Consider the following 23,881-nt stretch of genomic DNA (forward strand, 5'->3'; position numbering starts at 1 on the left):
GAGTCGGTGAGTTACAGACGGCATGTCAGTTGACGGTACAAATCGGGCCGGCCGGCGGACCACGGGCCGAAGTGGCCCGCGCTGCAGGAACGCAATGAGGTTCAGGTCGACCCAACCAAGGTACTGAACGAACGTGACTCCACGTTTGCGATGCGGGCGAGCAGCTACCAGCCAGACGACTGCCGCCACGGGTACAACGACCCACAGGAGGAACCCTCGCAACACGAGCACCAGCAGACTGCCGAAAACGGAGTTCTGGGGTTCCATCTGCTCATTCGTCACCTCGTGATCACCATGAGACATGGTTTCACGTCCCTGCGTGCAATCAACGCCGTCACCCAGTTCACGGTTTCATCTACGCTGCGAAACGTGAAGAGACGCGTAGCGGGAGTGGCTCTCGGAGGAGCGATCTTTGTCGCTCTCGGCTACAGCCTGGCGACGGGACCCTTACGAGACACCGGGTTGAGCAGATTTCTGCACGGTGACGTGACTCGTAGCGACGCGGTCACTCAGTGCATCGAGTCGGCGGATCGCGAGCTCGCCGGCGCTGATACTCCAACGGTCTCGGCGCATCACGCAACGTTCGACGGAAACGACAGACTTGAGTGGACGGTTGCCGGGAACATCTCCGCAGGCAAGGTAGAGGGACCCTTCCTATGCAAGATCGGATGGACCTCTGGCGGGGCCACGTCGTGGACGGAGTACCTGTCCCTTCCGAACGGCCACGTCTCGCGAGTCTCTGACGGCGACTAGGTGCCCTCGAGCCCTGAGTCAGTCGCGGTAGGCCGGGGCGCGGCTCGGCGTCGCCGTCGCGCCCTTGCGGAGCATCGGCAGGATCCGGGGACGTACGAGCTCCGACAGCACGATCACGCTGGTCGACCGGATGATCGAACCCGACTGGCTGATGTGCAGCAGCACCGCCTGGAGGTCCTCGTGCGAGGTGGCCGCGATCTTGCAGACGACGTCGGCCGTGCCGCTGGTGACATAGGCATCGAGGACGTTGGGCAACGAGTCGAGCTCTTCCGTCACGGCGTCCAGCGAACCCTGCGCGATCTCGAGCGTGACGAACGCCAGCACCGGATGTCCCGCCGCGACGAGGTCGATGTCGGGGCCGTAGCCCGTGATGATCCCGGCCGCCTCCATCTTGGACAGCCGTGACTGGACCGTCGCACGGGCGACCCGGGTGATCCGCGACAGCTCGAGGTCACCCACGCGGGGGTTCTCGCGCATCGCCTCGACGAGCGCCACATCCAGCTGATCCATGACACCACTCCTAGACACCATGACTACCTGAGCGCCATCCTACTCCGCTCAGGTGTCATGACTGACCACCTCTGACTGGCTCGCTTGCTCATCGACCGGCCGATGCGGTGACCTAGGGCCATGACGATCGATCTCACCGACTCCGAACGCCTCGCCGAGCTCGACCTCGACCAGCTCAAGCAGCTCGTCGGCCTCGTCGAGTACGACACCAAGTCCGACCCGTTCCCCGTCACCGGCTGGGACGCCGTCGTGTGGGCCGTCGGCAACGCGACCCAGTCCGCGCACTTCTACATGTCGGCATTCGGCATGGACCTCGTCGCCTACTCCGGTCCCGAGACCGGCAACCGCGACCACCACGCGTACGTCCTCGAGAGCGGTGCCGTGCGCTTCGTCCTCAAGGGCGGCGTCGACCCCGACAGCACGATCCTCGACCACCACCGCGCCCATGGCGACGGCATCATCGACATCGCCCTCGAGGTCCCCGACGTCGACGTGTGCATCAAGCACGCCCGCGCGGAGGGCGCCACGATCCTCGAGGAGCCGCACGACGTCACCGACGCGCACGGCACGGTCCGTACGGCGGCCATCGCCGCGTACGGCGACACCCGTCACTCGCTCGTCGACCGCAGCAAGTATTCCGGCCCCTACCTGCCCGGCTACGTCGAGCGCCGCTCCGGTCTGGTCCGTCCGGCCGATGCGCCGAAGCGGATCTTCCAAGCCCTCGACCACGTCGTCGGCAACGTCGAGATCGGCCACATGGACGAGTGGGTGGACTTCTACAACCGGATCATGGGCTTCACCAACATGGCCGAGTTCGTCGGCGACGACATCGCGACCGAATACAGCGCCCTGATGAGCAAGGTCGTCGCCAGCGGCAACCACCGGGTGAAGTTCCCGCTCAACGAGCCGGCGATCGGCAAGAAGAAGTCGCAGATCGACGAGTACCTCGAGTTCTACCGCGGCCCCGGCGCCCAGCACCTTGCGCTCGCGACCAACGACATCCTCGACACCGTCGACCGCCTCCGCGCCGCCGGCATCGAGTTCCTCGACACGCCTGACTCCTACTACACCGACCCCGAGCTGCGCGAGCGCATCGGCGAGGTCCGGGTGCCGATCGAGGAGCTGCAGAAGCGCGGGATCCTGGTCGACCGTGACGAGGACGGCTACCTCCTGCAGATCTTCACCAAGCCGATCGGCGACCGCCCGACGGTGTTCTTCGAGCTCATCGAGCGCCACGGTTCACTAGGCTTCGGCAAAGGCAACTTCCAGGCGCTCTTCGAAGCGATCGAGCGCGAGCAGGCCAAGCGAGGAAACTTCTAGGAGGGTCCGTGGCCCACTACCGAAGTGCGGGCAACATCCCGCCCAAGCGTCACACGCAGCATCGCGACCCCGACGGCAACCTCTACCGCGAGGAGCTCATGGGCGAGGAGGGCTTCTCGTCCGACTCGTCGCTGCTCTATCACGTGGGCGTCCCGTCGGCGATCACCGAAGCACGTACGTGGGAGCTGCCCGACCAGTCGACCACGCCCAACGAGCCGCTGCTCGCCCGGCACCTCAAGCTGCATGACCTGTTCGACGGCGGCGCCGGCAACGACATCGTCCGCAGCCGTCGACTCGTCCTCGGCAACGGTGACGTCCGCATCTCGTACGTCGTCGCTGCCGAGACCTCTCCGCTCTATCGCAATGCCACTGGCGACGAGTGCGTGTTCATCGAGTCGGGCCGTGGCGTCCTCGAGACGGTGTTCGGCCACATCCCGTTCAGCGACGGCGACTACCTGATCATCCCGAGGGCGACGACACATCGCTGGGTGCCAGAGGGCGACGTGCGCGCGTACGCGATCGAAGCCAACAGCCACATCGGCCCGGCCCGGCGCTACCTCTCGAAGTACGGCCAGCTCCTCGAGCATGCTCCCTACTGCGAGCGCGATCTCCGCGGGCCCGGCGAGCCCGAGGTGCGCAACGAGAAGGACGTCGAAGTGTTCATCAAGCACCGCGGCTCCGGCCCCGGTGGTCTCAGCGGCAGCATCCACGTCACGCCGCTGCACCCGTTCGACGTGGTGGGCTGGGACGGCTGCCTCTATCCGTACGCGTTCAACGTCGCCGACTTCGAACCCATCACCGGGCGTGTGCACCAGCCGCCGCCGGTGCACCAGGTGTTCGAGGGCAACAACTTCGTGATCTGCAACTTCGTGCCCCGCAAGGTCGACTACCACCCGTTGGCGATCCCGGTGCCCTATTACCACTCCAACGTCGACTCCGACGAGGTCATGTTCTACGTCGCAGGCGACTACGAGGCCCGCAAGGGGTCGGGTATCGGCAAGGGCTCAATCTCGTTGCACCCCGGTGGCCACTCGCACGGACCGCAGCCGGCGGCGATCGAGGCCAGCCTCGGCGCCGAGTCGTTCGACGAGCTCGCCGTCATGGTCGACACGTTCCGGCCGCTCGAGCTCGGCGAGGGCGGCACCGCGAGCGATGACGGCGCCTACGCACTGTCGTGGATCCGCTGATGACACCACCGGACCTTTTTGGCCACTTCCTCGACGACGCGGCGATCTTTCCCCCCGGCAACATGGCGATGGGCGACGCCGTCAGCGCGCACCTGGCCCGGCGTGGCACCCCCGAGGGCGAGTACGTCGGTCCGTTCATCTGCAGCACGGCTCGGCTCGGCGAGCTGCGCGAGATCCTGGGGCACGGCCACCTCGAGCTGTCCCTCGTCGCGGTGGTCGACGAGCTCTCCGACGTCGTCGACGAGCTGACGACGCAGCAGAACATCACGCTGGTCGCCGTCGAGCTCAAAGGGCCTGTCGACGCGCTTCCGGCCACGCCGCACGGCGTGCGGGTGTTCGTCGAGCGCACGTGGCACGAGTCGTACGAGGTGCCCGACGGTGCGATGCTCAAGCTGCGCTGCGGCGGCCCTGACGTGCGAGACATCCCGTCGGCGTGTCAGCTCGGCGGCGCCATAGAGCACTGCGTCGAGCACGATGTCGCGTTCAAGCTGACCGCGGGACTGCACCACGCCGTACGCGGTGAGCGCGAGCTGGGGTTCCTCAACATCCTCGCGGCCGTCAACGCGGCGATCGACGGCAGCGACCCCGTGCCCGCGCTGCTGGAGAGCGACGCCGCGGCACTGAAGGTCTCGAACCCCGCGGCCGTACGCCGGTTGTTCCGCTCGATCGGTACGTGCAGCATCGACGAACCGCTCGACGACCTCCGAGCGCTCGAGCTGATCGCATGACTGATTTTGGCCGCACCACGCTCCCCTACTGCTCCTTCGTCACCGAGGGAGCGCCCCACGTCGGCGTCGGTATCGGCACGCAGGTGCTCGACCTGACCCGCGCCGCGTCGGCGATCGTGCCCGAGCACGCAGAGCTGTTCGCCGATGGATCGCTCGACGCCCTCATGGCGGCTGGCCCCGACGTCTGGCACGCCGTACGCGAGGCGCTCCTCGCACACCAGCCGGCCAGCCTCCTCGACGACGTGGAGCTGGTGCTGCCCTTCACGGTCGCCGACTACGTCGACTTCTATGCCTCAGAGCACCACGCGACCAACGTCGGTCGCATCTTCCGCCCCGGCGGTGATGCACTGACGCCCAACTGGAAGCACCTGCCGATCGGCTACCACGGTCGTGCCGGCACGGTCGTCGTCTCCGGCACCTCAATCGTCCGCCCGTCGGGCCAGCGCCGCTCGCCCGACGGCGAGATCACGTTCGGCCCCAGCATCAAGCTCGACATCGAGGCCGAGCTGGGCTTCGTCGTCGGCGTACCTTCCGCGCTCGCCACGCCGGTGCCGATCGACCAGTTCGCCCAGCACGTGTTCGGAGTGTGCCTGGTCAACGACTGGTCGGCGCGAGACATCCAGGCCTGGGAGTACGTCCCGCTCGGACCGTTCCTGGGCAAGTCGTTCGCCACCTCGATCTCGCCGTGGATCATCCCACTTGCGGCACTCGAGGGAGCGCGTGTCGAGCAGCCTGCCCAGTCACCCGAACCGCTCCCCTACCTGCAGGGCAGCGAGCCGTGGGGGTTCGACCTCGACTTCGTCGTGTCGATCAACGGAACCGAGGTCTCACGGCCGCCGTTCGCGTCGATGTACTGGACCGGCGCGCAGATGCTGGCGCACATGACGGTCAACGGCGCATCGCTGCGTACCGGTGACCTGTTCGCGTCCGGCACGATCAGTGGCGCCGGGGTCGCCGAGCGTGGCTCGCTGCTGGAGCTGTCGTGGAACGGCACCGAGCCCATCACGCTTGCCGACGGCTCGACCCGCTCGTTCCTCGAGGACGGCGACACCGTGACGATCTCAGCGGTTGCACATTTGGCACGCGGAGAGATGCTGGAGCTGGGCGAGGTGTGCGGAACCATCGTGGGTCACCCGTAACGAACCCTCGACCGACCTCGTTGACTCAGACATCACGAGAAGGAAGGGACCGGTCATGAATCCGTACCTCCACTTCTTCCTGGCCCTGCTGCTCGTCATCCAGGCGATGCTGATCGCAGTGTTCCTCTACGGCCTGATCTTCGAGCACGACGCCAGTTAGCCTTCGTGCATGACCGACGAAGCACCCTGGCGCCGCTCCGCCACCGAGGGCGACGACTCGCCGTACGCGCGCGCCAAGGTCTCGGGCGATGACGGTCCGACCTACGCCACGCTGACGTACGAGGTCGACGGACGCGTCGCACGGCTGACGTTCAACCGCCCCGAGCAGGGCAACTCGATCACACCTGACACGCCGATCGAGCTGGCACACGCCGTCGAGCGCGCCGACCTCGACCCGCGCGTGCACGTCATCGTGCTGAGCGGCCGGGGCAAGGGGTTTTGCGGTGGCTACGACCTCGCAGCCTCGGCCGAGAACCTCATGGACGGCGGTGTCATCTCCAGCGGTTCGGAGGGGACCGTGCTCGACCCAGTGGTCCAGATGACCAACCACGATCCGGCCGGCACGTGGGACCCGATGATCGACTTTGCGATGATGAGCCGCTTCACGCGCGGCTTCGCGAGCCTGCTGCACGCCGACAAGCCGACCGTCGCCAAGATCCACGGGTTCTGCGTCGCGGGCGGCACCGACATCGCACTGCACTGCGACCAGATCGTCATCGCCGCCGATGCCAAGATCGGCTACCCGCCCACCCGGGTGTGGGGCGTGCCGTCGGCCGGCATGTGGGCGCACCGGCTCGGCGACCAGAAGGCGAAGCGACTCCTGCTGACCGGCGACTGCCTCAGCGGTACCGAGGCGGCCGAGTGGGGCCTGGCGATCGAGGCGCCGTCACCGGAGGACCTCGACGAACGTACCGAGATCCTGGTGCAGCGCATCGCCGCGATGCCGCTCAACCAGCTGATGATGGTCAAGCTGGCGCTCAACTCCGCGCTGCTCGCCCAAGGCGTGCAGAACAGCCAGATGATCAGCACCGTGTTCGACGGCATCTCCCGGCACACCCGTGAGGGATATGCATTCCAGCAGCGGGCGGCGGAGGTCGGGTTCCGTGACGCCGTACGCGAGCGCGACGCCGCACCGTACGACGACTCCGGACCGTCCACCAACAAGGGTTAGTGCCGAGCCGTTCCGGCGCTCGCGGGCTGACCCTCACCGTCACATCCGTCACATCCGCCCCAACTTCCACTGCCGTTTGCCCACGCGCGGGCCTCCATACCCCTACCGTGATTTCAGGGAGCACGACCGATCACACGTTTGGGAGGACCTGTGAGCGATCAAATTGAAATTCGGCTGTTTGGCCGACTGTGGATCAGGCAGGGCAACGGGAGCGTTGTCCAGGCCTCACAGTGGGCCACCGGCAAGACCACCGACCTGTTGCGATTGCTCGCGCTCAGGGCTGACCAGATGGTCAGCACCGCGAGCCTGACCGACAAGCTGTGGCCCGAGGTGACACCCGCCAAAGCGGCTGCCAGCCTCCACACGGCGACGGCGCAGATCCGCAAGGTCCTGGGCAAGGACAGCATCACCCGGCATCTCAGCGGACTGCAGCTGCAGGGCTGCTGGGTCGACGCCGTCGCGCACCGGGGACTCAGTCTCGAGATCAGCAACGCCATGCGCTCGCGCGAGTTCGCCAGGGTCATCACGGCCGCCAAGCACGCCGAGGCGCTGTACGTCGACGACTTCCATGCCCACGACGACGAGAGCGACTGGGCCGGCGACATCCGCGACGAGCTGCGCAACCGGCGCAAGCTGATGCTGGTCGACGCCGCCGAGAGCGCGATCAAGCTCGGCTGGATGCGCGACGCGATCGAGATGTCGACCCTCGCCGTCGGCCTCGACTCTTTCTTCGAGCCGGCCCACCGTGCGCTGATGCGCGCGTACGCCGGAATCGGCGAGACCGACTCGGCGGCGCGTTCGTACGAGCGCTGCCGCCGCAACCTGACGAACGAGCTCGGCGCCTCGCCGTCCCCGCAGACCGAGGCGCTGCACCTGCGGCTCACCTCACAGCCCCCAGAGCTGTCGTCCTTCTCGACGTACGTCGGGCGTGAGCGAGCCGTCACCGAGCTCGCGGAGGCGATCCGCGACAGCGCCCGAGGCGACGGTGACACCGTGATCTGCCTGACGGGGATGCCCGGCTCGGGTCGCGAGGCGATGCTGCAGGCCGCCACGGATCGCGTGCCCCGCACTCACCTGCGTCCGGCCGGCAAGGCCACCAACCAGCCATCGGCACTCGCCGCTCGGCCCGCCGGACCCATCGACGTCGTGGTCATCGGCCCGGCCGACCAGTCACCGACGCGGGCGCTCACGAGCATCGCGAAGGCGCAAGCCGTGGTTCACCCCCGACAGGGCCGTGTCCGGGTGGTCATCACGACACCCGAGACCGCGGCGCTGCTGGTCGGCGACGATCGCCTGCCGCACATCTCGCACGTTGTCGAGTCGACTCCCCTCGAGGAGGACGATCTGACCCATCTTGCCCACACGATCCTGGCGGGCCAGCCGTCAACCGACCTGGTTGCGACGCTCAGGACCCGCAGCGAGGGCCTGGCCGGCGCCGCCGTCGGGATCCTCCGTACGTGGGTGTCGACCGGCCAGGTCATCTCGAGCGTGCGCGGTCTCGCCCTGGTGAGCGACTCGCTCACCTCCACCGTGCTGCCGTCCGCGTCAGCGGCGTTCCGCGTGCTCGCGGAGCGGCTCGAGCCGGTGGACATGGAGATCTGCCAGGTCATGGCGGTGCTGGACCGTCCGTCCACGGCAGCCCAGGTCATGGAGGGCCTGGTCGGCGAGCGGCGAACCGAGAGCCGGCGCCTCGAGGTCGAGGCGCGCCTGGATCACCTCTCGACCCGGGGCATCTTCACGCCGTCCGGCGACACGTACGCCTTCCGCGACCGGACGACGCTGGAGCTGTTCGAGCTGTGGCTGCGACCGTCGCTGCAGTCCAGGATCGAGGAGCGGATCGACGGGAAGAGCCAGGCCGTTCCGGTTGCCGTGGGGGGCTCCGAACGGGGCTGACTCCCGCGGTCAATCCTCTAGTGTGTCGCTCGTGAGCGACGCACAGATCGAGGAGCCGCGCGCCAAGCCTCGGTGGAAGTGGACCGACATCGTCATGGCGGTCCTGGTCGTGGTCGGGCTGTTCATCCTCGTGCGCCTTCTCGGAGACGTGGGGTTCACGACGATCTGGGACCAGCTCCGTTCCGCCGAGCCGGTGTGGCTGGTCCTCGGCCTGCTCGCAGCGCAGCTGATGTTCCTCACCCAGGCCGTCGTCCTCCGCGGCGCCTCCGCGGTGCAGATCCCCTGGAAGCCGGCCATCGCCCTGCAAGCAGCGCTCAAGGTCTTCGGCCTCACGCTGCCCGGATCGGCGAGCCGCGTGGCGACCGACGTGCAGTTCCTCGAGAACTACGACGTGAAGGCCCCCGAGGCGATCCTCACGGCGTCGATCGAGGAGGCCGCGCGCGGGATCTCGCGCATCATCCTGCTGCTTGCGGTGCTGCCGTTCGTCGACATCGAGCTCGACGGCGTGAGCGCGCCGTCGCTGCGTACGGTCCTGCTGGTCCTGGGGGGCATCGCCGTCGCCGCCGGTGTCGTGGCGTTCATCCCCCGCGCGCGTACCGTCGTCTCCGGGCTGGCGGCGCGGATCTGGACGAGCATCAAGATCCTCGGCGGCCAGCAGAAGCGCCAGATCGGCATCCTCGGCGGAGCACTCGCCACCGAGCTCGTCTATGCGCTGGCGCTCGGCTGCTTCGCCCAGGCGTACGACATCGGGCTGTCCCCCGTCGAGCTGATCGCGGTCAACACGGCCGGCTCGATGCTGGCAAGTGTCGTACCGTCGCCCGGCGGCATCGGCAGTGCCGAGGCCGCGCTGACCGGCTCGCTGGTGGCCCTCGGCGTACCGGCAGAAACGGCGTTCCCGATCGCGCTGACCCAGCGCCTGGGAACGCAGTACCTGCCTCCGTTGTGGGGTCTTGTGTGCCTGCAGTGGTTGCGCCGCAAGTCGCTGCTGTAGCTCACGACAGCGACGGCGGGACCTCCAGTGGAGGTCCCGCCGTCGCTGGTCCGGTCGGGTCCTGTCACATCGTGTTGACGATGAGGCCGATGTGGGTGAAGAAGTTCATCGCACCGAACAGGATGAAGACGACTCCGGTGACCGCCCACACGACTCCGGTGACCTTGACCGGCAGCGTGACCTTCGCGCTGACTGACTTGAAGCTGTTCACGACGAACGGGAACAGGACAGCACCCAGGCCGACGAGGGCGAACAGTCCGGACATGAAGATCGCCTCGACCAGCGGCCACTCGGCGAACTCACCGGAGATGGGCTCCTGCGGGGGCGCTGCGAACAGCTGGTACTTGACTCCTGCAACGGCAATGCCGAACAGTGCGAGGCCCAGACCACCGATGAACACCGAGATCGGCTGCGCGACCTTGGCAAGCGCGGCCAGCGGCTCCGGGCGGGTCAGCGCATCGGCTCCGCGACGCCACAGGTAGACCGATGCGGCGAGGAGAAGCACGCCGAAGCCCAGGCTGGTCTCGCCGAAGATGATGTTGTCGAACGGGAATCCGCCGGCAGCGAGCGGCCAGGTCAACGTCATGTGCAGACCCGTGGTCGTCAGGATTGCGCCGAGAACGCCGAATGCCAGCGCCCAGCCCTCTGCCGTCACCTCGGTGGGCTTGCTCATGACCTGCTTGACCAGGATGACGATGCCGAGCAGGCCAGCACCTGCGGCAATCGACATGATCGTGTTGTAGGTGGGCATGTTCGCCCAGTCGATCTTCAGCCCTTCCTGGGCCAGCTGCGATGTGTTCATGTCATACCTCATGTCAGGAAGCCGTTGTTGGCTTCACCTGAGTAAACATATACACGTGTATGGATTATTCCTCTGGCCACGAATATGATCGAGCCATGACACAACCTCCGGGCCGGAACACGACCCAGGTGCGCAGCACCGACCGGCAGAAGGCGCTCGCAGAGGCTGCCGCGAGACTCCTGATCCAGCACGGGCCGACCGCTGTCACCCATCGTCGGGTCGCCGCCGAGGCAAGCGTTCCCGCCGGGTCGGCCAACTACTACTTCCCGTCCAAGGCAGGGTTGTACGCGGCAGCCGTCCGCGGCGCCGAGACGATCCGACGTGACAGCGCCCATGCATTCGCGCAATCGATCCCGCAGCGCAACCGTGGCCCCGTCCAGACGGCAAGACTGCTGATCGAGACCTTCTACGCCCCAGGGCTGGATGCCGACCTCGTGACCGTCCGGCTGGAACCCATGCTGGCCGCGACCCGCGATCCACACCTGCGCGCCACCATGGCGGAGTTCCGCCCCAGCCATCTCGACGCCCTGCGCGTCGTAATACGGCGATCAGGCTGGCCTGCGATCGCCGACGGACCGGACATCGACCTTCTTGCCCAGATGATCGACGCGTCCCTGTTGTACGCCGGGCTCGCGGGCGAGAGTGATCCCGTCGACGCTGCAGCGAGGTCGGTGGGGCGACTGCTCGAGCTGGCGGCCGCCTGACCTCACTCCCAGGCGAAGCCGTCGAGGTCGGTGAACGGTCCGGCGTCGCTGCTGATCGCGATGCGGTGCGAGCCGCTTCCCTCGACGGGTACGCCGACGTCCTTCGCGAGCGCCTTGCGGCCGTAGAGTGCGAGCTTGACGTTCGTCGTCTCGAACTCGACGTACTTGCTGCCGAAGCTCTTGCCGACCTTCAGGCCCTGATCGGCGTAGAACTGCTTGGTCGCCTTCACGTCCTCGACGCCGAGCAGGAGCACGACATCGTCGATCTGCCGGGTGGCCGGACCGGTCTCCTTCTTGGACGACGAGGCGATCTTCCAGATCGTGCCGTCGGGTGCCCGGAGTGATCCGCCGTAGCCCCAGAAGCTCTTGGCGACGGGCTTGATCTCGGTGGCGCCGGCTTCGAGAGCGGAGGCGAAGAGGCTGTCGACCGTCGACGGTTGCCCGACGACGAGTGACAGCGTGTAGCCGCGGAACCCATCGCTGGGCTCGTCCGATGCCTGTCGAAGCTCGATCTGCTTGTCGACGTCGAAGGCGGCGGCGTAGAACGCCTTGGCGGCTGTGGTGTCAGGTACTTCGAGGGTGATGTGGTTGATGTTCGTCATGCCATCGACGGTATGCGCGCGTTGCCGTTTGCCGCTTCTCCAAAACTGATTGTTGCTCGGACACCGGCGCACCTTCATACAGCGAGGCGACCTGCGCCAACGTTGGGACTACGTGGTATTCCTGAGCGCCGACCTCGCCATCGCCCGACAGCGAGGAGTCGATCGTGATGCAGGGGTGCTGGGCGGCGAAGGCGCAGCGCGCCGGGCGTACGACGAGCGCTACATGGCAGCCTGCAGCATCTACCTCGACGAAGAGACCCCCGCCGAGCGCGCCGATCTGGTGATCGAGCACGACGATCCGGCCCATCCACGAATCAAGAACTAGGCAACGGGCAGAAGCCCCGCGGTCTCTTCTTCCGTGAAGATGCGGGACCGGATGATGAAGCGGTTGCCCGTGGGTCCCTCGATCGAGAACCCGGCGCCGCGACCGGGCACGACGTCGATCGTGATGTGGGTGTGCGACCAGTAGTTGAACTGTTCGCGGGATATCCAGACCGGAGCCACCTCGGGCCCTCCGTAGTCGAGATCCCCGAGATGTACGTCCTGGTGTCCCGTGAGGAACGTGCCCTGCGTGAAGCACATCGGTGCCGACCCGTCGCAGCAGCCACCCGACTGGTGAAACATCAGCGGCGTGTCGTGCGAGACCCGGAGGCTGCGGAGCAGGTCCGCAGCCTCCGGGGTGATCGCAACCCGTTCGACCATCAGAAGAAGCCGAGCTTGTTCTGGTCGTAGGACACCAGCAGGTTCTTGGTCTGCTGGTAGTGGTCGAGCATCATCTTGTGGTTCTCGCGGCCGATACCGGACGACTTGTAGCCACCGAACGCGGCGTGCGCCGGGTACTGGTGGTAGCAGTTGGTCCACACTCGACCGGCCTGGATGTCACGCCCGGCACGGTAGGCCGTGTTGGTGTCGCGCGACCAGACACCGGCGCCGAGTCCGTACAACGTGTCGTTGGCGATGTTGATCGCGTCGGCGTAGTCGTCGAAGCCCGTGACCGAGACGACCGGTCCGAAGATCTCCTCCTGGAAGATCCGCATCTTGTTGTTGCCCTGGAAGATCGTCGGAGCGACGTAGTAGCCGCCCGACAGGTCGCCGCCGAGGTCGACCCGCTCACCACCGGTGATGATGCGCGCACCTTCCTTCACGCCGATGTCGAAGTACGACAGGATCTTCTCGAGCTGGTCATTGCTGGCCTGCGCGCCGATCATGGTGTCGGTGTCGAGCGGATTGCCCTGCACGATGGCCTTGACCCGGTCCGTCGCGGCGGGCAGGAACTGCTCGAGGATCGAGTTCTGGATCAGTCCGCGGCTGGGGCACGTGCACACCTCACCCTGGTTGAGCGCGAACATCGCGAAGCCCTCCAGCGCCTTGTCGTAGAACGCGTCGTCCTTGGCGGCGACATCCTCGAAGAAGATGTTGGGACTCTTGCCACCGAGCTCCAACGTCGCGGGGATGAGGTTCTGGCTGGCGTACTGCGCGATCAGGCGTCCCGTCGTGGTCTCGCCCGTGAAGGCGATCTTGCGGATCCGGCTGCTCGAGGCGAGCGGAGCGCCGGCCTCCACACCGAACCCGTTGACGATGTTGACGACGCCGGGAGGGAGTAGGTCACCGACGAGCTCGATCAGCAGCATGATCGAGGCCGGCGTCTGCTCGGCCGGCTTGAGCACGACCGCGTTGCCGGCGGCCAGCGCCGGTGCGAGCTTCCACGTCGCCATGAGCAGCGGGAAGTTCCACGGGATGATCTGGCCGACGACGCCGAGCGGCTCCTGGAAGTGGTACGCCACCGTGTTCTCGTCGAGCTGCGACAGCGCACCCTCCTGGGCACGGATCGCACCCGCGAAGTAGCGGAAGTGGTCGACCACGAGGGGCAGGTCGGCGGCCATGCACTCGCGTACGGGCTTGCCGTTGTCCCAGGTCTCGCCGACGGCGAGCATCTCGAGGTTCTGCTCGATGCGGTCGGCGATCTGGTTGAGGATGTTGGCGCGCTCGGTCACCGAGGTCTTGCCCCAGGCGGGAGCGGCGGCGTGAGCCGCATCGAGTGCGGCGTCGATGTCCTCGGCGGTGCCGCGGGCGATCTCGGTGAACACCTTGCCGTTGACCGGCGAGACGTTCTCGAAGTACTGACCCTTGACCGGTGCGACGTACTCGCCGCCGATCCAGTGGTCGTAGCGGGGCTTGTAGGAAACGACGCTTCCCTCGGTTCCCGGCTGGGCGAAGACAGGCATGGGGCCCTCCTTGTGTGTCAGGTCCTGTGACCGTAGTCACAGCGACGTTGCACAAAGGTTGCTCAGCCGAGCTCGCGATCCAGGTGATCGACGTGGGCACTGACCTGGGCGAAGCGGGGTGACGTCGGAGGCAGCACCTCGAGCGTGCGCTGCCAGATCTCGAAGTCGTCGCGCCCGTAGGCGGTGTCGGCGAACGACAGCAACGCATCGGCGTGGTCGCTGGTGAGCAGGCAGGAACGTACGTACATGTGGAGCTCGTCGCGGAGACGCTCGATCCCTGGCGCCGTCGACGCGGGGAGGATCGGGCCGCGATAGGAGGCGACGGCACGACGCAGCTGGCCGCGGTCGAGGTCGTCGCGAACACGCGCGATGTCGGTCTCGATCTGGTTGTCGATCCGGTAGGGCCGTGAGCTCAGCTCGATCGGCCCGAGCGTCGATCGCAGACGGGACATCTCGGCGCGAATCGTGACCTGGGCCTGCTCGTCGTCGCTCAGTGCAACGCCCAGCTCGGCAGTGGTCAGCCCGTCGGGTGACTCGGCGAGGAGCAGGAGCAGCTCGCTGTGCCGGAGGCTGAGGCGCGTCGTGGTCGACCCGTGGCGCAGCACGGCGCCATGCACGCCGAGCACGTCGAGGGCCGGCAGCGACCATCCGCTCGAGATCGCGGTCGCCTGGTGGTTGGGGCTGAGTCGCTCGATGCGGAGCTCTGCCTCGACCGCCGCCACCGTGGCCCGTACGAGGGTGAGGCTCTGCGGCGTCGCGACCTCGGCGCCTCCCGTCAGGTCGAGCACACCGAGCACGGCACCCGTGTCGGGATCGTGGATCGGAGCCGCCGAGCAGCTCCACGGCGTCACCTGCCGTGCAAGGTGCTCGGCGCCGAAGATCTGCACGGGTTGGTCGAGGGCGAGGGCCGTTCCAGGAGCGTTGGTGCCGGCGCTGCCCTCGCTCCAGTCGGCGCCGGGCACGAAGTGCATCGACTCGGCGCGAGTCCGCAACGACGAAGAACCTTCGACCCACAAGAGCTGGCCGACGGCATCGCTGACCGCCACGAGCAGGCCGGCATCTGCGGCGCTCTCCACCAGCAGCCGGCGGATGACCGGCATACCGGCCGCCAGCGGGTGGGTGTCGCGGATCTCGGCCAGCGCTGCGTCGTCGAGCCGAATCGCCGCCATCGCCTGCTCGGGGTCGAGGCCGCCGTCGACGCTGCGTTGCCACGAGTCGAGCACGAGCTGGCGGAGGGCAGGGGCGGCCTGACCCGTGCTCACGAACTGGTCGTGAGCCTCGTTGAGATATCTCGACAACGACGCCGGGTCTGCGCCCGGCGGCATCGCGAGGTCTTTGCTGCCCGCCATTTCGCGAGTGTACGTCGCCTGCGGTGCCAGTGCTTTTTGCAACCCTCACTCCGCGAGGAGCGCAGCCAACCTCGTCGTGGTGTTCCAGTTGCGGATCGTGAGGCCCGGATAGCTCAGCGAGCTGACGATCTTGTTGACCCTGCTGCTGGACGCGCGGGCAGCGATCCGCCGGTGGTAGGACGCCCGCTTGCCGACGGTCACGGTGTCGACCTCCGGGTGGGTGACGATGTGGGGCTCGACCTGCGCGGCCGTCACCCCCATGTAGAAGAACACGTCGTAGCGGTAGGTGTCAGGATCGCTGCCGAAGCCCTCCGGCGCCTGGTCGATCACCTCGCCGTACGCCTCCTTGTCGAGCACCAGCACGCGCACGAGGTCAGAGTCGAGCGTGAACGCCTTGCCCAGACCGGCGTCGATGCGTTCGGCCACCTTGGTCGCCGGGAGACTGCTCTCGAGGATCACATTGCCGGACTGGATGTAGGTGCTGACCTCCTCGAAGTCGGCCGAGAGGTGCTTGCGCAGCTCGGCCATGGGAATCTTGTTGCGCCCGCCGACATTGATGCCGCGGAACAGCACGACGTACTTCATGGCTGCATCGTCGCGCACCCCACCGACACTCGTCGCGTTTGCCGACAGGTTTATGTTCAAGCTGTACGTCCCTTCGTTGCGAGGACTCACCATGAACAAGCGCACTCTCGGCAGCTCCGGACTCGAGGTCTCGGCACTCGGTCTCGGGTGCATGGGCATCAGCCAGGCGTTCGGCGCCTCACCGCCGCGCGACCAGATGATCGCGTTCTTGCGCGACGCGGTCGAGCACGGCGTGACGTTCTTCGACACCGCCGAGGTCTACGGCCCGTTCCACAACGAGGACCTGGTGGGCGAGGCACTCGAGCCCCTGCGCGACCAGGTCGTGCTCGCCACCAAGTTCGGCTTCGACATAGACGCCGACGGCAAGACGGTCGGCGTCAACAGCCAGCCCGACCACATCCGCGAGGTCGTCGACGCGTCGCTGAAGCGGCTGCGTACCGACACGATCGACCTGCTCTACCAGCACCGCGTCGATCCGGACGTGCCGATCGAGGACGTCGCGGGCACCGTCAAGGAGCTCATCGAGTCGGGCAAGGTGCGGCACTTCGGCATGTCCGAGGCCGGCGTCGACAACATTCGGCGAGCCCACGCCGTACAACCGGTCACCGCGTTGCAGAGCGAGTACTCGTTGTTCTGGCGTGAGCCCGAGGACGCGATCCTTCCCGCGATCGAGGAGCTCGGCATCGGCTTCGTCCCGTTCAGCCCGTTGGGACGCGGCTTCCTCACCGGCCAGATCACCTCCGCCGACAGCTTCGGAGAGGGCGACATCCGCGCCACACTCCCCCGCTTCGCACCGGAGGCCCTCCAGGCCAACCTCGCGATGGTCGACGTCATCAAGGCAGTCGCGGAGCGCAAGGGCCTCACCGTCGGGCAGGTCGCTTTGGCGTGGCTGCTCGCCCAGAAGCCATGGATCGTCCCGATCCCCGGCACGCGACGGATCGAGCGTCTCGACGAGAACCTCGGCGCGGCCGACGTACAGCTCAGCCCCGAGGAGCTGGCAGAGCTCGATGAGGGATCACGCAACGTCCAAGTGCAGGGCCATCGCTACAACGAGGCGATGGAGAAGATGGTCGACCGCTGAGAGCCTACGGCGCGGCGAACCCTGCCGCGGCGAGGACGGCCCGGCCCTTGGGACCGGCGACGAAGGCGACGAACGCCTGGGCGATGTCGCGGTTCGTGCTGCCCGCCAGCGTGGCGATCGGGTAGGTGTTGACGGCATGGGCGGATTCCGGGAACGTCACGCCGTGGACCTTGTCGCCGGCGGACTTCACGTCAGTGACGTAGACCAGTCCGGCGTCGGCCTCACCCGTGATGATCTTGCCGAGCACGTCGGTGACCGACTGCTCCTCGCTGACCGGCAAGATGACGATGCCGGCGGCCTTCTCGACCCGGGCAGCGGCCGAGCCGCACGGCACCTCGGCAGCGCACAGCACGACCTTGACGTCGGCGTCCGCGAGGTCGTCGATCGAGTCGACGCCGGCAGGGTTGCCCGCCGGTGTCGCGATCTCGAGCGTGTTCGTGGCGAAGTCGGTCGGCGTACCCGCGACGAGGTTGTCAGCAGTCGCCTTGTCCATGTTCGTGGTGTCGGCCGAGGCGAACACGTCTGCCGGTGCACCCTGCCGGATCTGGGCGACCAGGTCGGACGAGCCGGCAAAGCTGAACCTGATGCTGACCCCGTCGTTCGCGTCCTCGAACTGCTTGCCGATCTCCGTGAACGCGCCCTTGAGCGATGCGGCCGCGAACACCGTGATGGTTGTCGACGCGGCCTCGTCGCCTTTCGGGGCCGAGCTGCACGCCGTGAGCAGCGCTGCCGCCGCGATGGCGATGATGCGTTTCACGAACGCTCCACGAGGTCGGATGGCACCGCTGCGCGTGCGGCTTGTCGACGATGATAGCGCAGCATCTGCGGCGCATTTGGTGGGTTCACCCCGCGTCTGCAGGATCCGACGGGCCACTCACTGCGTGCCGGGGCGACCGAGCGTGATGAGCTCGGGCGCTGCCGGAGCTCCGCAGCATCCGCCCGTCGCGTCAGACGACTCGTCGAACAGGCCGGACCCGCCACATACGCCAGTCTCGGGCAGGGTGAGCTCGACTCGCGCGGCTGCCTCATGGTCGCCGGCGATCGCGGCTGTCACTGATCGAACCTGCTCGAATCCCGTGAGCGTCAGGAACGACGTCGCCCTGCCGTACGACTTCATGCCGACGAGATAGAAGCCGGTCTCGGGCTGGGCGAGCTCCTTCACGCCGTGTGGGTAGACGGTGCCGCACGAGTGCACGTTGGGGTCGATCAGCGGAGCGAGCTGTCGTGGCGCCTGGAGCACAGGATCCAGGTCGAGGCGAATCTCCGACAGGATCGAGAGGTCGGGGCGGAAACCCGTGAGGGCCACGACTTCGTCGACGTCCTCGACGACCTTCCCGTCGAACGACTCGACACGAAGTCGATCCTCGGCAAGGCGATCGATCCTGGCGGTGCGGAAGCCGTTGATCGTGGTGACCGGGCCCTCGGCGACAGCGGCCTGCGCCTGCTGTCCCAGAGCGCCGCGCTGGGGCAGCTCGTCCTGGCCGCTGCCGGCGAACGCCTCGCCCACGGTTGCCCGTCGGACCAGCCAGGTGATGCGCGTGCCCGGCTCCTGCTTGGCCAGCGCGGTGAGACCGATGAGCGCGCCCTTAGCGGATGCGCCGGTACCGGCGACCACGACGTGCTTGCCGGCGTATCGGGCGCGCACCTCGGTGTCACGCAGATCGGGGATGCGATAGCTGATGCGCTCGGATGCTTCGGCCTCTCCGATCGCGGCGAGTCCGTCGCCGCCGAGCGGGTTGGGGCCGGACCACGTACCGGATGCGTCGATGACGGCGCGAGCCTGCACGTGCTCCTCGCCACCGTCCGTGCGCACGTGCACCGTGAACGGTGCGTCGTCGCGGCCGGAGCTGACGAGCCTGTCGCGGCCCTGCTTGGCCACCGCGGTCACGGTCGTGCCGAAGCGGACTGAGTCCCCCAACGCGTCGGCGAGCGGCTGCAGGTAGGTGGACACCCAGTCGGCACCGGTCGGGAAGCGATCACGGTCGGGAGACGTCCAGCCGGTGTCGGTGAGGAGCTTGTCGGCGACCGGGTCGATGAGCTCAGACCACGGAGAGAACAGTCGTACGTGGCCCCACTCGCTCACCGCAGCGCCGGCCGCTTTGCCGGCCTCGAGCACCAGCACGTCCACGTCTCGGCTGCGGAGCTGGGCCGCAGCCGAGAGCCCGGTCGGACCCGCGCCGATCACGACGACGGGCAACGTGGCGTAGTGCGGTTCAGACATGGTGCTTCCCTTGGTGGCGATTGATTCACAAGCTTCGATGAATCCGACTGTACCCATAGATCGACAAATGTCAATGAATGGGTAGACTCGACCCATGGCAACCTCGCTGACCGTGCTCGAGTCTCCCGCCACCACGTGCTGCTCCCCCATCACCGGCGGCGCCATGAGCAGCGAAGATGCCACCGCCCTGGCTGCGAAGTTCAAGGCGATCGGTGACCCCACGCGTCTGCGGCTGCTGTCATTGGTCGCCGCACACGCCGATGGCGAGGCTTGCGTCTGCGACCTGAACGAGCCGCTTGATCTGTCGCAGCCGACGGTGTCGCACCACCTCAAGATCCTCGTCGACGCGGGCCTGCTGACGCGTACGAAGCGTGGGACCTGGTCCTACTACGCGATCGTTCCCGGCGCACTACCTGCCCTGGCAGACACGCTTCAGGTCTAGCGGTTCATCACGCGGAGGTCGGCTCGAGTGACGCGATCAGGGCTTCGACACGTTCCTTGATCTCGTCACGGATCGGGCGAACGGCGTCGATGCCCTGTCCCGCAGGGTCATCGAGGACCCAGTCCTCATACCGCTTGCCGGGGAAGTAGGGGCACTCGTCTCCGCAGCCCATCGTGATGACGACGTCGGAGGCGACGACGGCATCGTCGGTCAGCTTCTTGGGCTGCTCGCCGGCGATGTCGATGCCGACCTCTTTCATCGCTTCGACCGCGACCGGGTTGATCTGGTTGCCGGGCATGGACCCGGCAGATCGCACCTCGATCCGGCCGTGGCCGAGCGCCTCGAGGAATCCGGCTGCCATCTGGGAGCGGCCGGCGTTGTGGACGCACACGAACAGGACACTGGGGCGGTCAGGCATGTGGCTCTCCCTGGTGGGTGTGCGGCGTCGCCGCCTGAGCTGGGTAGAGCGCGACGACCAGCGCTGACCCGATTGCTGCGCCGACGATCTGCGCGACCACGAAGGCCGGGACCGAGCTCGGCGCGATGCCGGCAAAGGTGTCGCTGAACATGCGGCCGATCGACACAGCAGGGTTGGCGAACGACGTGGAGCTGGTGAACCAGTACGCGGCGCCGATGTAGGCAGCGACCGCAGGAGCGACCAGCGCCACGCGGTTGGTACGGACCAGGGCGAAGATCACCATCACCAGCCCGGCGGTGGCCACCACCTCTGCGAGCAGATGGTTCCAGGAGGCGCGCTCGTGCTCGGAGAAGCTGGTGCCGACGTCGAACATCGCGTTGGCGAGCAGGGCGCCCGCGATGCCGCCCGCCGACTGCACCACGACGTACGGTCCGATGTGACGCGCCGAGAAGCCCTCCGGATCGCGGCGGGACAGATACCAGTCTGCGACCGTCACGACGGGATTGAAGTGCGCGCCAGAGACCGGTCCGAGCATGACGATGAGGATCGCCAGTCCGAACACGGTTGCCGTGCTGTTTTGCAGCAGCTGGAGACCGATGTCGTCGGGTGAGAGCTGCGCCGCCGCAATGCCCGAGCCCACCACGACCGTCACCAGCAAGGCCGTTCCGAGGAACTCGGCGAGCAGTCGGCGAGCCAACGGCTGAGGTGCGATCGAGGCTGGGGCCGACTCGGTGGTGCTCACCCGACCATCTTGACTCGCCAACTTCACTCAGTCAAACTCGACTCAATGAATACTGACCGAACTAACCTCGCCGAACGCGCCGCACGTCACGCGGCGCTCGGCGACGTTGCGCGCCTCGCGGTGGTCGACGAGCTGGCGCTGGGGGACCGTTCACCCAGCGAGCTGCAGGCCCTGCTCAAGCTGCCGTCGAATCTGGTCTCGCACCACCTCAAGGTCCTGGAGGGCGCCGGCCTCGTGGCGCGACGCAGGTCGGAGGGGGATCGCCGCAGAACCTATCTGACCTTGGCCGACCCTTCCGTGCTCGACACTCTCCCCCGGACCGACATGTCGGCCAGGCGGGTGGTGTTCGTCTGCTCGGCGAACTCTGCCCGTTCACAGCTTGCGGCAGCCTTGTGGGCCAGGGCGAGCGGCCTTCCCGTCGCATCGGCAGGCACGCACCCCGCGGAGCAGATTGCCGAGGGCGCCCGGGCTGTCGCCGCTCGACGCTCACTCAAGCTCGTGTCGTCGACGCCGCACCAGTTCGACGACGTCACCGCTGACGGTGACTTCGTGGTCGCGGTGTGCGACAACGCCTACGAGGAGCTCGATGCGCCGATCGCCCTGCACTGGTCCATCCCCGACCCTGTGCCCCAAGGGAACGATGCCGCGTTCGACGACGCCTACGCCGAGCTCGACCGGCGTATCACGAACCTCGCTCCACGACTCAAAGCCTCCTGAACGCAGCACCTCGTACGCCAGAATCCGCTCGTGCAGATTCCCTCGGTGCCGCTGATCTCCACTTATGGGACGTCGCGTAACGCGGGATTCACTCTCAACGGTTCGAGTCGCCACACGGAGGATGGACCGACATTCGGGGGGCAGGACACTTCACTACCTCGGAACGTCCGCCGACGAGACTGCGTTGACCCGGTTGAACCAATGGGGGCGCGCGCTCTGCGGGGGAAGACCAATAATTCGTTGAGCCGCTTATCGGAATCGAACCGATGACCTTTTCATTACGAGTGACTGACTAGAGCATTTTTACCTGCGATTCCAGTCCCATTGATACCTCAGATTCCATCGATTCTCATCGCGGGGGTGCGCCGGGGGTGCGCGCCAGGGCGGCCTTCGCGGATCAGTCGCCCTGGTGTGTCAGCTCGGCTGAATCGCGCAATGGCAGTGGGATTTGAACTCGAAAATCGACCTTTCGCGACCTGTGGCGATCCGCGAATTCCCTGTCATTCCAATGAGCTCGCGTCGCATTGATGCGTCTGAATTCCGCTAGATCACGACAAAGTGTGCCAAAAGTGCCCATGGCGGAAGTGACTCGGAGCATCCAGGTGCAGGGCTACCGCTACAACGAATCCCGAAGTTGATCGACCGCTGACCATAGGGGTCAATCTTCGCGCTACCGGTAGCCAACGATTCCGTCGACGATGGAGAGATGGCGTGCAACAAGGGTCTCGGCGTCGAGTGGACCATCAGATCGATACCAGTTCGCGAGACCGACGCACAGCGACTGGATCGCCCGGCTGGCCTCAGCCGGGAATGGCGTCTCAAAGGCGCCGTCCGCGATGCCGCGGAGAATGATCTCGTCAAGCATGCACTGCAAGTCGGCTCGTTGAGCCAGGTACGCGGACCGCATGTCAGGCCCAAGACTGCCCAGCTCGCGTATCGAAACCAACACTCCCTTTTGTCGATGCATGTGGAACAGCAGCATCGACGTCACCATCGCATCCAACTGAGCCTTGGCGGTTTCCGATGCACTCGCTATCGCGGCTTTGGTGCGCCCCAAAAGCTCGTCCATGACAAGCATCATCAGGTCGAACAAGATGTGCTGCTTCGTGACGTAATGGTGGTACATCCCAGGGACAGACAGCATCGAACTTTTCGCCAACACACGAGTCGATGTCCCGTGATAGCCCGTCTCCGCGAACGCATCCAAGGCAGAGCGGAGGATCTTGGGCAACGCCTGCTCGTGATAGATCGTCCAGTCCTCAAAGACGTAGGACGAACTGTGAGCCTTGCTGGCAATCCGGTCCAGACCTTCACTCTGCAAATCGGCAGTAGGAAGCGGCCGGGCTCGTGCGTCAGATCCCATCAGACAGCTTCCAGGCCGAGGTGCCGGATTGCGGCCAGCGTGCACACGGACTCCGCGTGCACCGAAGTCGGAGACTGAGAGTGGAACATGCGCGAAAACTCCTGAGAGTACGGCTCGTACTACTCCCACGAGGGTCGACCAGTCGCTCGACGATGACAACGGTTTGGTCCCACTCAACGAGATTCGAAGAATCTGTGCTCACGACATTTGGCAGGCCGCCGTCGATGACGAGGTCGTGCCCGACGACATACGCCGAACGGTTCGAGCAGAGCCACAGAACCCAATCGACGATTTCCTCGAGTGTGGCAGCGCGGTCTGAAGGTTTGGGTTCGCCGCTATGAGCATGAGACATCAGGCGCGATGATTCACGTCGACGTCAAGAAGCTCGGCAACATTCCCCGTCGGCGGCGGCTGCGGTATGTCGGCCACCAGCAAGGCAAGAAGAACCGGGCAGGAACCCCAGGCACACCCCGCAACGCCCAGCACAATCCCAAGATGGGCACCGCGTTCGTTCACGCCGTCATCGACGACCACTCCAGAGTCGCCTATGCCAGAGATCCACGACGACGAAACAGCCGCCACGGCGATCGGCGTCCTCCGCCGAGCGGAGTCGTGGTTCGCCGCCGACTTCTTAGTCGTCATGGCCGGCCCAGCGCTTCGGACGACCCAGTTTCAAATCACATCTGGGAAGACGCGCCAGGACGTCCGAGGTGTCCATAACGGTGAACACTTCAGCCTAATCGGGATCACCGTGTTCACGAACAGCGTGAACGAGCGTGTGAGTCCCAAAGGTTGACGAAGCAGCGTCGATGAGGCTGCCGTCACACAATTGCTTGAATGCAGTCACGGCCTCTGGATCGCGCCATGCTGCGTGTGTGCCACGGAAGCCAGACTCGATGCGAACCAAGCAAGTTCGGGGTATTCCGATACTCGGCCAA

At 66.4% G+C, this 23,881-nt stretch carries 26 protein-coding genes and 1 pseudogene; 14 read left to right on the top strand and 13 right to left on the bottom strand.

Features of this window, described 5'->3' with window-relative positions; translation table 11 throughout:
• Window positions 1–369 precede the first annotated feature (369 nt).
• Complete coding sequence (locus ABD683_RS05995) at window positions 370–753, top strand: hypothetical protein (RefSeq protein WP_344768201.1); 384 nt, start codon at window positions 370–372, stop codon at window positions 751–753.
• Between the two features lie 18 nt (window positions 754–771).
• On the opposite strand, the gene ABD683_RS06000 is transcribed toward ABD683_RS05995, so the two are convergent.
• Window positions 772–1,263: an Lrp/AsnC family transcriptional regulator gene (locus tag ABD683_RS06000; RefSeq protein WP_344768203.1), complete on the bottom strand. Its 492-nt coding sequence runs from the start codon at window positions 1,261–1,263 to the stop codon at window positions 772–774.
• A gap of 120 nt (window positions 1,264–1,383) precedes the next feature.
• On the opposite strand from ABD683_RS06000, the gene hppD reads away from it, so the two are divergent.
• The 7 genes from hppD to ABD683_RS06035 all read left to right on the top strand — a co-directional run bounded on the left by hppD (window position 1,384) and on the right by ABD683_RS06035 (window position 9,692).
• On the top strand, window positions 1,384–2,583 hold the full coding sequence (gene hppD, locus ABD683_RS06005) for a 4-hydroxyphenylpyruvate dioxygenase (RefSeq protein ID WP_344768205.1): 1,200 nt from the start codon (window positions 1,384–1,386) through the stop codon (window positions 2,581–2,583).
• Window positions 2,584–2,591: 8 nt separating this feature from the next.
• Complete coding sequence (locus ABD683_RS06010; RefSeq protein WP_344768207.1) at window positions 2,592–3,770, top strand: homogentisate 1,2-dioxygenase; 1,179 nt, start codon at window positions 2,592–2,594, stop codon at window positions 3,768–3,770.
• Complete coding sequence (locus ABD683_RS06015; protein WP_344768209.1) at window positions 3,770–4,498, top strand: hypothetical protein; 729 nt, start codon at window positions 3,770–3,772, stop codon at window positions 4,496–4,498. The genes ABD683_RS06010 and ABD683_RS06015 overlap by 1 nt, the downstream gene beginning before the upstream one ends.
• Complete coding sequence (gene fahA, locus ABD683_RS06020; RefSeq protein ID WP_344768211.1) at window positions 4,495–5,637, top strand: fumarylacetoacetase; 1,143 nt, start codon at window positions 4,495–4,497, stop codon at window positions 5,635–5,637. Before ABD683_RS06015 ends, fahA begins: the two co-directional genes overlap by 4 nt.
• Window positions 5,638–5,806: 169 nt before the next feature.
• The gene (locus tag ABD683_RS06025) at window positions 5,807–6,808 is read left to right on the top strand and encodes a crotonase/enoyl-CoA hydratase family protein (protein WP_344768213.1); all 1,002 of its coding nucleotides are present in this window, start codon (window positions 5,807–5,809) and stop codon (window positions 6,806–6,808) included.
• A 150-nt stretch (window positions 6,809–6,958) separates the two neighbouring features.
• Complete coding sequence (locus ABD683_RS06030) at window positions 6,959–8,701, top strand: BTAD domain-containing putative transcriptional regulator (protein WP_344768215.1); 1,743 nt, start codon at window positions 6,959–6,961, stop codon at window positions 8,699–8,701.
• 31 nt (window positions 8,702–8,732) lie between these two features.
• On the top strand, window positions 8,733–9,692 hold the full coding sequence (locus ABD683_RS06035; RefSeq protein WP_344768216.1) for a lysylphosphatidylglycerol synthase transmembrane domain-containing protein: 960 nt from the start codon (window positions 8,733–8,735) through the stop codon (window positions 9,690–9,692).
• A 64-nt stretch (window positions 9,693–9,756) separates the two neighbouring features.
• Here ABD683_RS06035 and ABD683_RS06040 read toward each other — a convergent pair whose 3' ends face one another.
• A complete protein-coding gene (locus ABD683_RS06040; protein WP_344768218.1) occupies window positions 9,757–10,494 on the bottom strand; it encodes a DUF981 domain-containing protein in 738 nt (245 codons plus the stop codon).
• A gap of 95 nt (window positions 10,495–10,589) precedes the next feature.
• On the opposite strand from ABD683_RS06040, the gene ABD683_RS06045 reads away from it, so the two are divergent.
• Window positions 10,590–11,198: a TetR/AcrR family transcriptional regulator gene (locus ABD683_RS06045; protein ID WP_344768220.1), complete on the top strand. Its 609-nt coding sequence runs from the start codon at window positions 10,590–10,592 to the stop codon at window positions 11,196–11,198.
• Window positions 11,199–11,200: 2 nt separating this feature from the next.
• Here the strand turns inward: ABD683_RS06045 and ABD683_RS06050 are convergent, their stop codons facing one another.
• Complete coding sequence (locus ABD683_RS06050; protein ID WP_344768222.1) at window positions 11,201–11,800, bottom strand: glyoxalase; 600 nt, start codon at window positions 11,798–11,800, stop codon at window positions 11,201–11,203.
• 112 nt (window positions 11,801–11,912) lie between these two features.
• Between ABD683_RS06050 and ABD683_RS06055 the strand changes: the two genes are divergently transcribed.
• The gene (locus tag ABD683_RS06055; RefSeq protein WP_344768224.1) at window positions 11,913–12,125 is read left to right on the top strand and encodes a nucleoside/nucleotide kinase family protein; all 213 of its coding nucleotides are present in this window, start codon (window positions 11,913–11,915) and stop codon (window positions 12,123–12,125) included.
• Here ABD683_RS06055 and ABD683_RS06060 read toward each other — a convergent pair.
• The 4 genes from ABD683_RS06060 to ABD683_RS06075 form a co-directional block, all read right to left on the bottom strand.
• Complete coding sequence (locus ABD683_RS06060; protein WP_344768226.1) at window positions 12,122–12,502, bottom strand: DUF779 domain-containing protein; 381 nt, start codon at window positions 12,500–12,502, stop codon at window positions 12,122–12,124. The two genes, ABD683_RS06055 and ABD683_RS06060, sit on opposite strands and share 4 nt — an antisense overlap.
• Window positions 12,502–14,025 carry an acetaldehyde dehydrogenase ExaC gene (exaC, locus tag ABD683_RS06065; RefSeq protein ID WP_344768228.1) on the bottom strand — a complete coding sequence of 508 codons (1,524 nt, stop codon included), beginning with the start codon at window positions 14,023–14,025 and terminating at the stop codon, window positions 12,502–12,504. Before exaC ends, ABD683_RS06060 begins: the two co-directional genes overlap by 1 nt.
• A gap of 62 nt (window positions 14,026–14,087) precedes the next feature.
• Window positions 14,088–15,374 (bottom strand): GAF domain-containing protein, encoded by a 1,287-nt coding sequence (locus ABD683_RS06070; RefSeq protein WP_344768230.1) that lies wholly within the window; start codon window positions 15,372–15,374, stop codon window positions 14,088–14,090.
• A gap of 45 nt (window positions 15,375–15,419) precedes the next feature.
• On the bottom strand, window positions 15,420–15,977 hold the full coding sequence (locus ABD683_RS06075; RefSeq protein ID WP_344768232.1) for a DUF1697 domain-containing protein: 558 nt from the start codon (window positions 15,975–15,977) through the stop codon (window positions 15,420–15,422).
• Between the two features lie 73 nt (window positions 15,978–16,050).
• Here ABD683_RS06075 and ABD683_RS06080 point away from each other — a divergent pair, with 73 nt between their 5' ends.
• A complete protein-coding gene (locus tag ABD683_RS06080) occupies window positions 16,051–17,040 on the top strand; it encodes an aldo/keto reductase (protein WP_344768234.1) in 990 nt (329 codons plus the stop codon).
• Between the two features lie 4 nt (window positions 17,041–17,044).
• Here ABD683_RS06080 and modA read toward each other — a convergent pair whose 3' ends face one another.
• Together modA and ABD683_RS06090 are read right to left on the bottom strand one after the other, a co-directional pair.
• Window positions 17,045–17,797 (bottom strand): molybdate ABC transporter substrate-binding protein, encoded by a 753-nt coding sequence (gene modA / locus ABD683_RS06085; RefSeq protein WP_344768236.1) that lies wholly within the window; start codon window positions 17,795–17,797, stop codon window positions 17,045–17,047.
• A gap of 117 nt (window positions 17,798–17,914) precedes the next feature.
• Window positions 17,915–19,261, bottom strand: coding sequence for an FAD-dependent oxidoreductase (locus ABD683_RS06090; protein WP_344768237.1), 1,347 nt, complete (start codon window positions 19,259–19,261; stop codon window positions 17,915–17,917).
• Window positions 19,262–19,355: 94 nt separating this feature from the next.
• Between ABD683_RS06090 and ABD683_RS06095 the strand changes: the two genes are divergently transcribed.
• Complete coding sequence (locus ABD683_RS06095) at window positions 19,356–19,703, top strand: ArsR/SmtB family transcription factor (protein WP_344768238.1); 348 nt, start codon at window positions 19,356–19,358, stop codon at window positions 19,701–19,703.
• Window positions 19,704–19,710: 7 nt separating this feature from the next.
• Here ABD683_RS06095 and ABD683_RS06100 read toward each other — a convergent pair whose 3' ends face one another.
• Both ABD683_RS06100 and ABD683_RS06105 read right to left on the bottom strand, forming a co-directional pair.
• Complete coding sequence (locus ABD683_RS06100) at window positions 19,711–20,121, bottom strand: arsenate reductase ArsC (protein WP_344768239.1); 411 nt, start codon at window positions 20,119–20,121, stop codon at window positions 19,711–19,713.
• Complete coding sequence (locus tag ABD683_RS06105; RefSeq protein ID WP_344768240.1) at window positions 20,114–20,863, bottom strand: MIP/aquaporin family protein; 750 nt, start codon at window positions 20,861–20,863, stop codon at window positions 20,114–20,116. Before ABD683_RS06105 ends, ABD683_RS06100 begins: the two co-directional genes overlap by 8 nt.
• A 45-nt stretch (window positions 20,864–20,908) precedes the next feature.
• Here ABD683_RS06105 and ABD683_RS06110 point away from each other — a divergent pair, with 45 nt between their 5' ends.
• A complete protein-coding gene (locus ABD683_RS06110; protein WP_344768242.1) occupies window positions 20,909–21,580 on the top strand; it encodes an arsenate reductase/protein-tyrosine-phosphatase family protein in 672 nt (223 codons plus the stop codon).
• Between the two features lie 670 nt (window positions 21,581–22,250).
• On the opposite strand, the gene ABD683_RS06115 is transcribed toward ABD683_RS06110, so the two are convergent.
• Window positions 22,251–22,943, bottom strand: a complete 693-nt coding sequence (locus ABD683_RS06115) for a TetR/AcrR family transcriptional regulator (RefSeq protein ID WP_344768243.1) — start codon at window positions 22,941–22,943, stop codon at window positions 22,251–22,253.
• Window positions 22,933–23,295, bottom strand: coding sequence for an SDR family oxidoreductase (locus ABD683_RS18535; protein ID WP_425548482.1), 363 nt, complete (start codon window positions 23,293–23,295; stop codon window positions 22,933–22,935). Before ABD683_RS18535 ends, ABD683_RS06115 begins: the two co-directional genes overlap by 11 nt.
• Between ABD683_RS18535 and ABD683_RS06120 the strand changes: the two are divergent.
• Window positions 23,271–23,565, top strand: a pseudogene (locus ABD683_RS06120) (IS481 family transposase); the annotation flags it as partial. The gene ABD683_RS18535 and the pseudogene ABD683_RS06120 sit on opposite strands and share 25 nt — an antisense overlap.
• Between the last annotated feature and the right edge of the window lie 316 nt (window positions 23,566–23,881).

The organism is Aeromicrobium panaciterrae, from assembly GCF_039537165.1.
GTDB classification, from domain to species: Bacteria; Actinomycetota; Actinomycetes; order Propionibacteriales; family Nocardioidaceae; genus Aeromicrobium; species Aeromicrobium panaciterrae.

Excerpts from the sequence above, each read along its gene's own strand:
- ABD683_RS06000 (WP_344768203.1), bottom strand. The coding sequence starts at position 1,263 with ATGGATCAGCTGGATGTGGCGCTCGTCGAGGCGATGCGCGAGAACCCC.
- hppD (WP_344768205.1), top strand. The coding sequence starts at position 1,384 with ATGACGATCGATCTCACCGACTCCGAACGCCTCGCCGAGCTCGACCTC.
- ABD683_RS06015 (WP_344768209.1), top strand. The coding sequence starts at position 3,770 with ATGACACCACCGGACCTTTTTGGCCACTTCCTCGACGACGCGGCGATC.
- fahA (WP_344768211.1), top strand. The coding sequence starts at position 4,495 with ATGACTGATTTTGGCCGCACCACGCTCCCCTACTGCTCCTTCGTCACC.
- ABD683_RS06025 (WP_344768213.1), top strand. The coding sequence starts at position 5,807 with ATGACCGACGAAGCACCCTGGCGCCGCTCCGCCACCGAGGGCGACGAC.
- ABD683_RS06040 (WP_344768218.1), bottom strand. The coding sequence starts at position 10,494 with ATGAACACATCGCAGCTGGCCCAGGAAGGGCTGAAGATCGACTGGGCG.
- ABD683_RS06045 (WP_344768220.1), top strand. The coding sequence starts at position 10,590 with ATGACACAACCTCCGGGCCGGAACACGACCCAGGTGCGCAGCACCGAC.
- ABD683_RS06050 (WP_344768222.1), bottom strand. The coding sequence starts at position 11,800 with ATGACGAACATCAACCACATCACCCTCGAAGTACCTGACACCACAGCC.
- ABD683_RS06060 (WP_344768226.1), bottom strand. The coding sequence starts at position 12,502 with ATGGTCGAACGGGTTGCGATCACCCCGGAGGCTGCGGACCTGCTCCGC.
- exaC (WP_344768228.1), bottom strand. The coding sequence starts at position 14,025 with ATGCCTGTCTTCGCCCAGCCGGGAACCGAGGGAAGCGTCGTTTCCTAC.
- ABD683_RS06070 (WP_344768230.1), bottom strand. The coding sequence starts at position 15,374 with ATGGCGGGCAGCAAAGACCTCGCGATGCCGCCGGGCGCAGACCCGGCG.
- ABD683_RS06080 (WP_344768234.1), top strand. The coding sequence starts at position 16,051 with ATGAACAAGCGCACTCTCGGCAGCTCCGGACTCGAGGTCTCGGCACTC.
- ABD683_RS06090 (WP_344768237.1), bottom strand. The coding sequence starts at position 19,261 with ATGTCTGAACCGCACTACGCCACGTTGCCCGTCGTCGTGATCGGCGCG.
- ABD683_RS06095 (WP_344768238.1), top strand. The coding sequence starts at position 19,356 with ATGGCAACCTCGCTGACCGTGCTCGAGTCTCCCGCCACCACGTGCTGC.
- ABD683_RS06100 (WP_344768239.1), bottom strand. The coding sequence starts at position 20,121 with ATGCCTGACCGCCCCAGTGTCCTGTTCGTGTGCGTCCACAACGCCGGC.
- ABD683_RS06110 (WP_344768242.1), top strand. The coding sequence starts at position 20,909 with ATGAATACTGACCGAACTAACCTCGCCGAACGCGCCGCACGTCACGCG.
- ABD683_RS06115 (WP_344768243.1), bottom strand. The coding sequence starts at position 22,943 with ATGGGATCTGACGCACGAGCCCGGCCGCTTCCTACTGCCGATTTGCAG.
- ABD683_RS18535 (WP_425548482.1), bottom strand. The coding sequence starts at position 23,295 with ATGTCTCATGCTCATAGCGGCGAACCCAAACCTTCAGACCGCGCTGCC.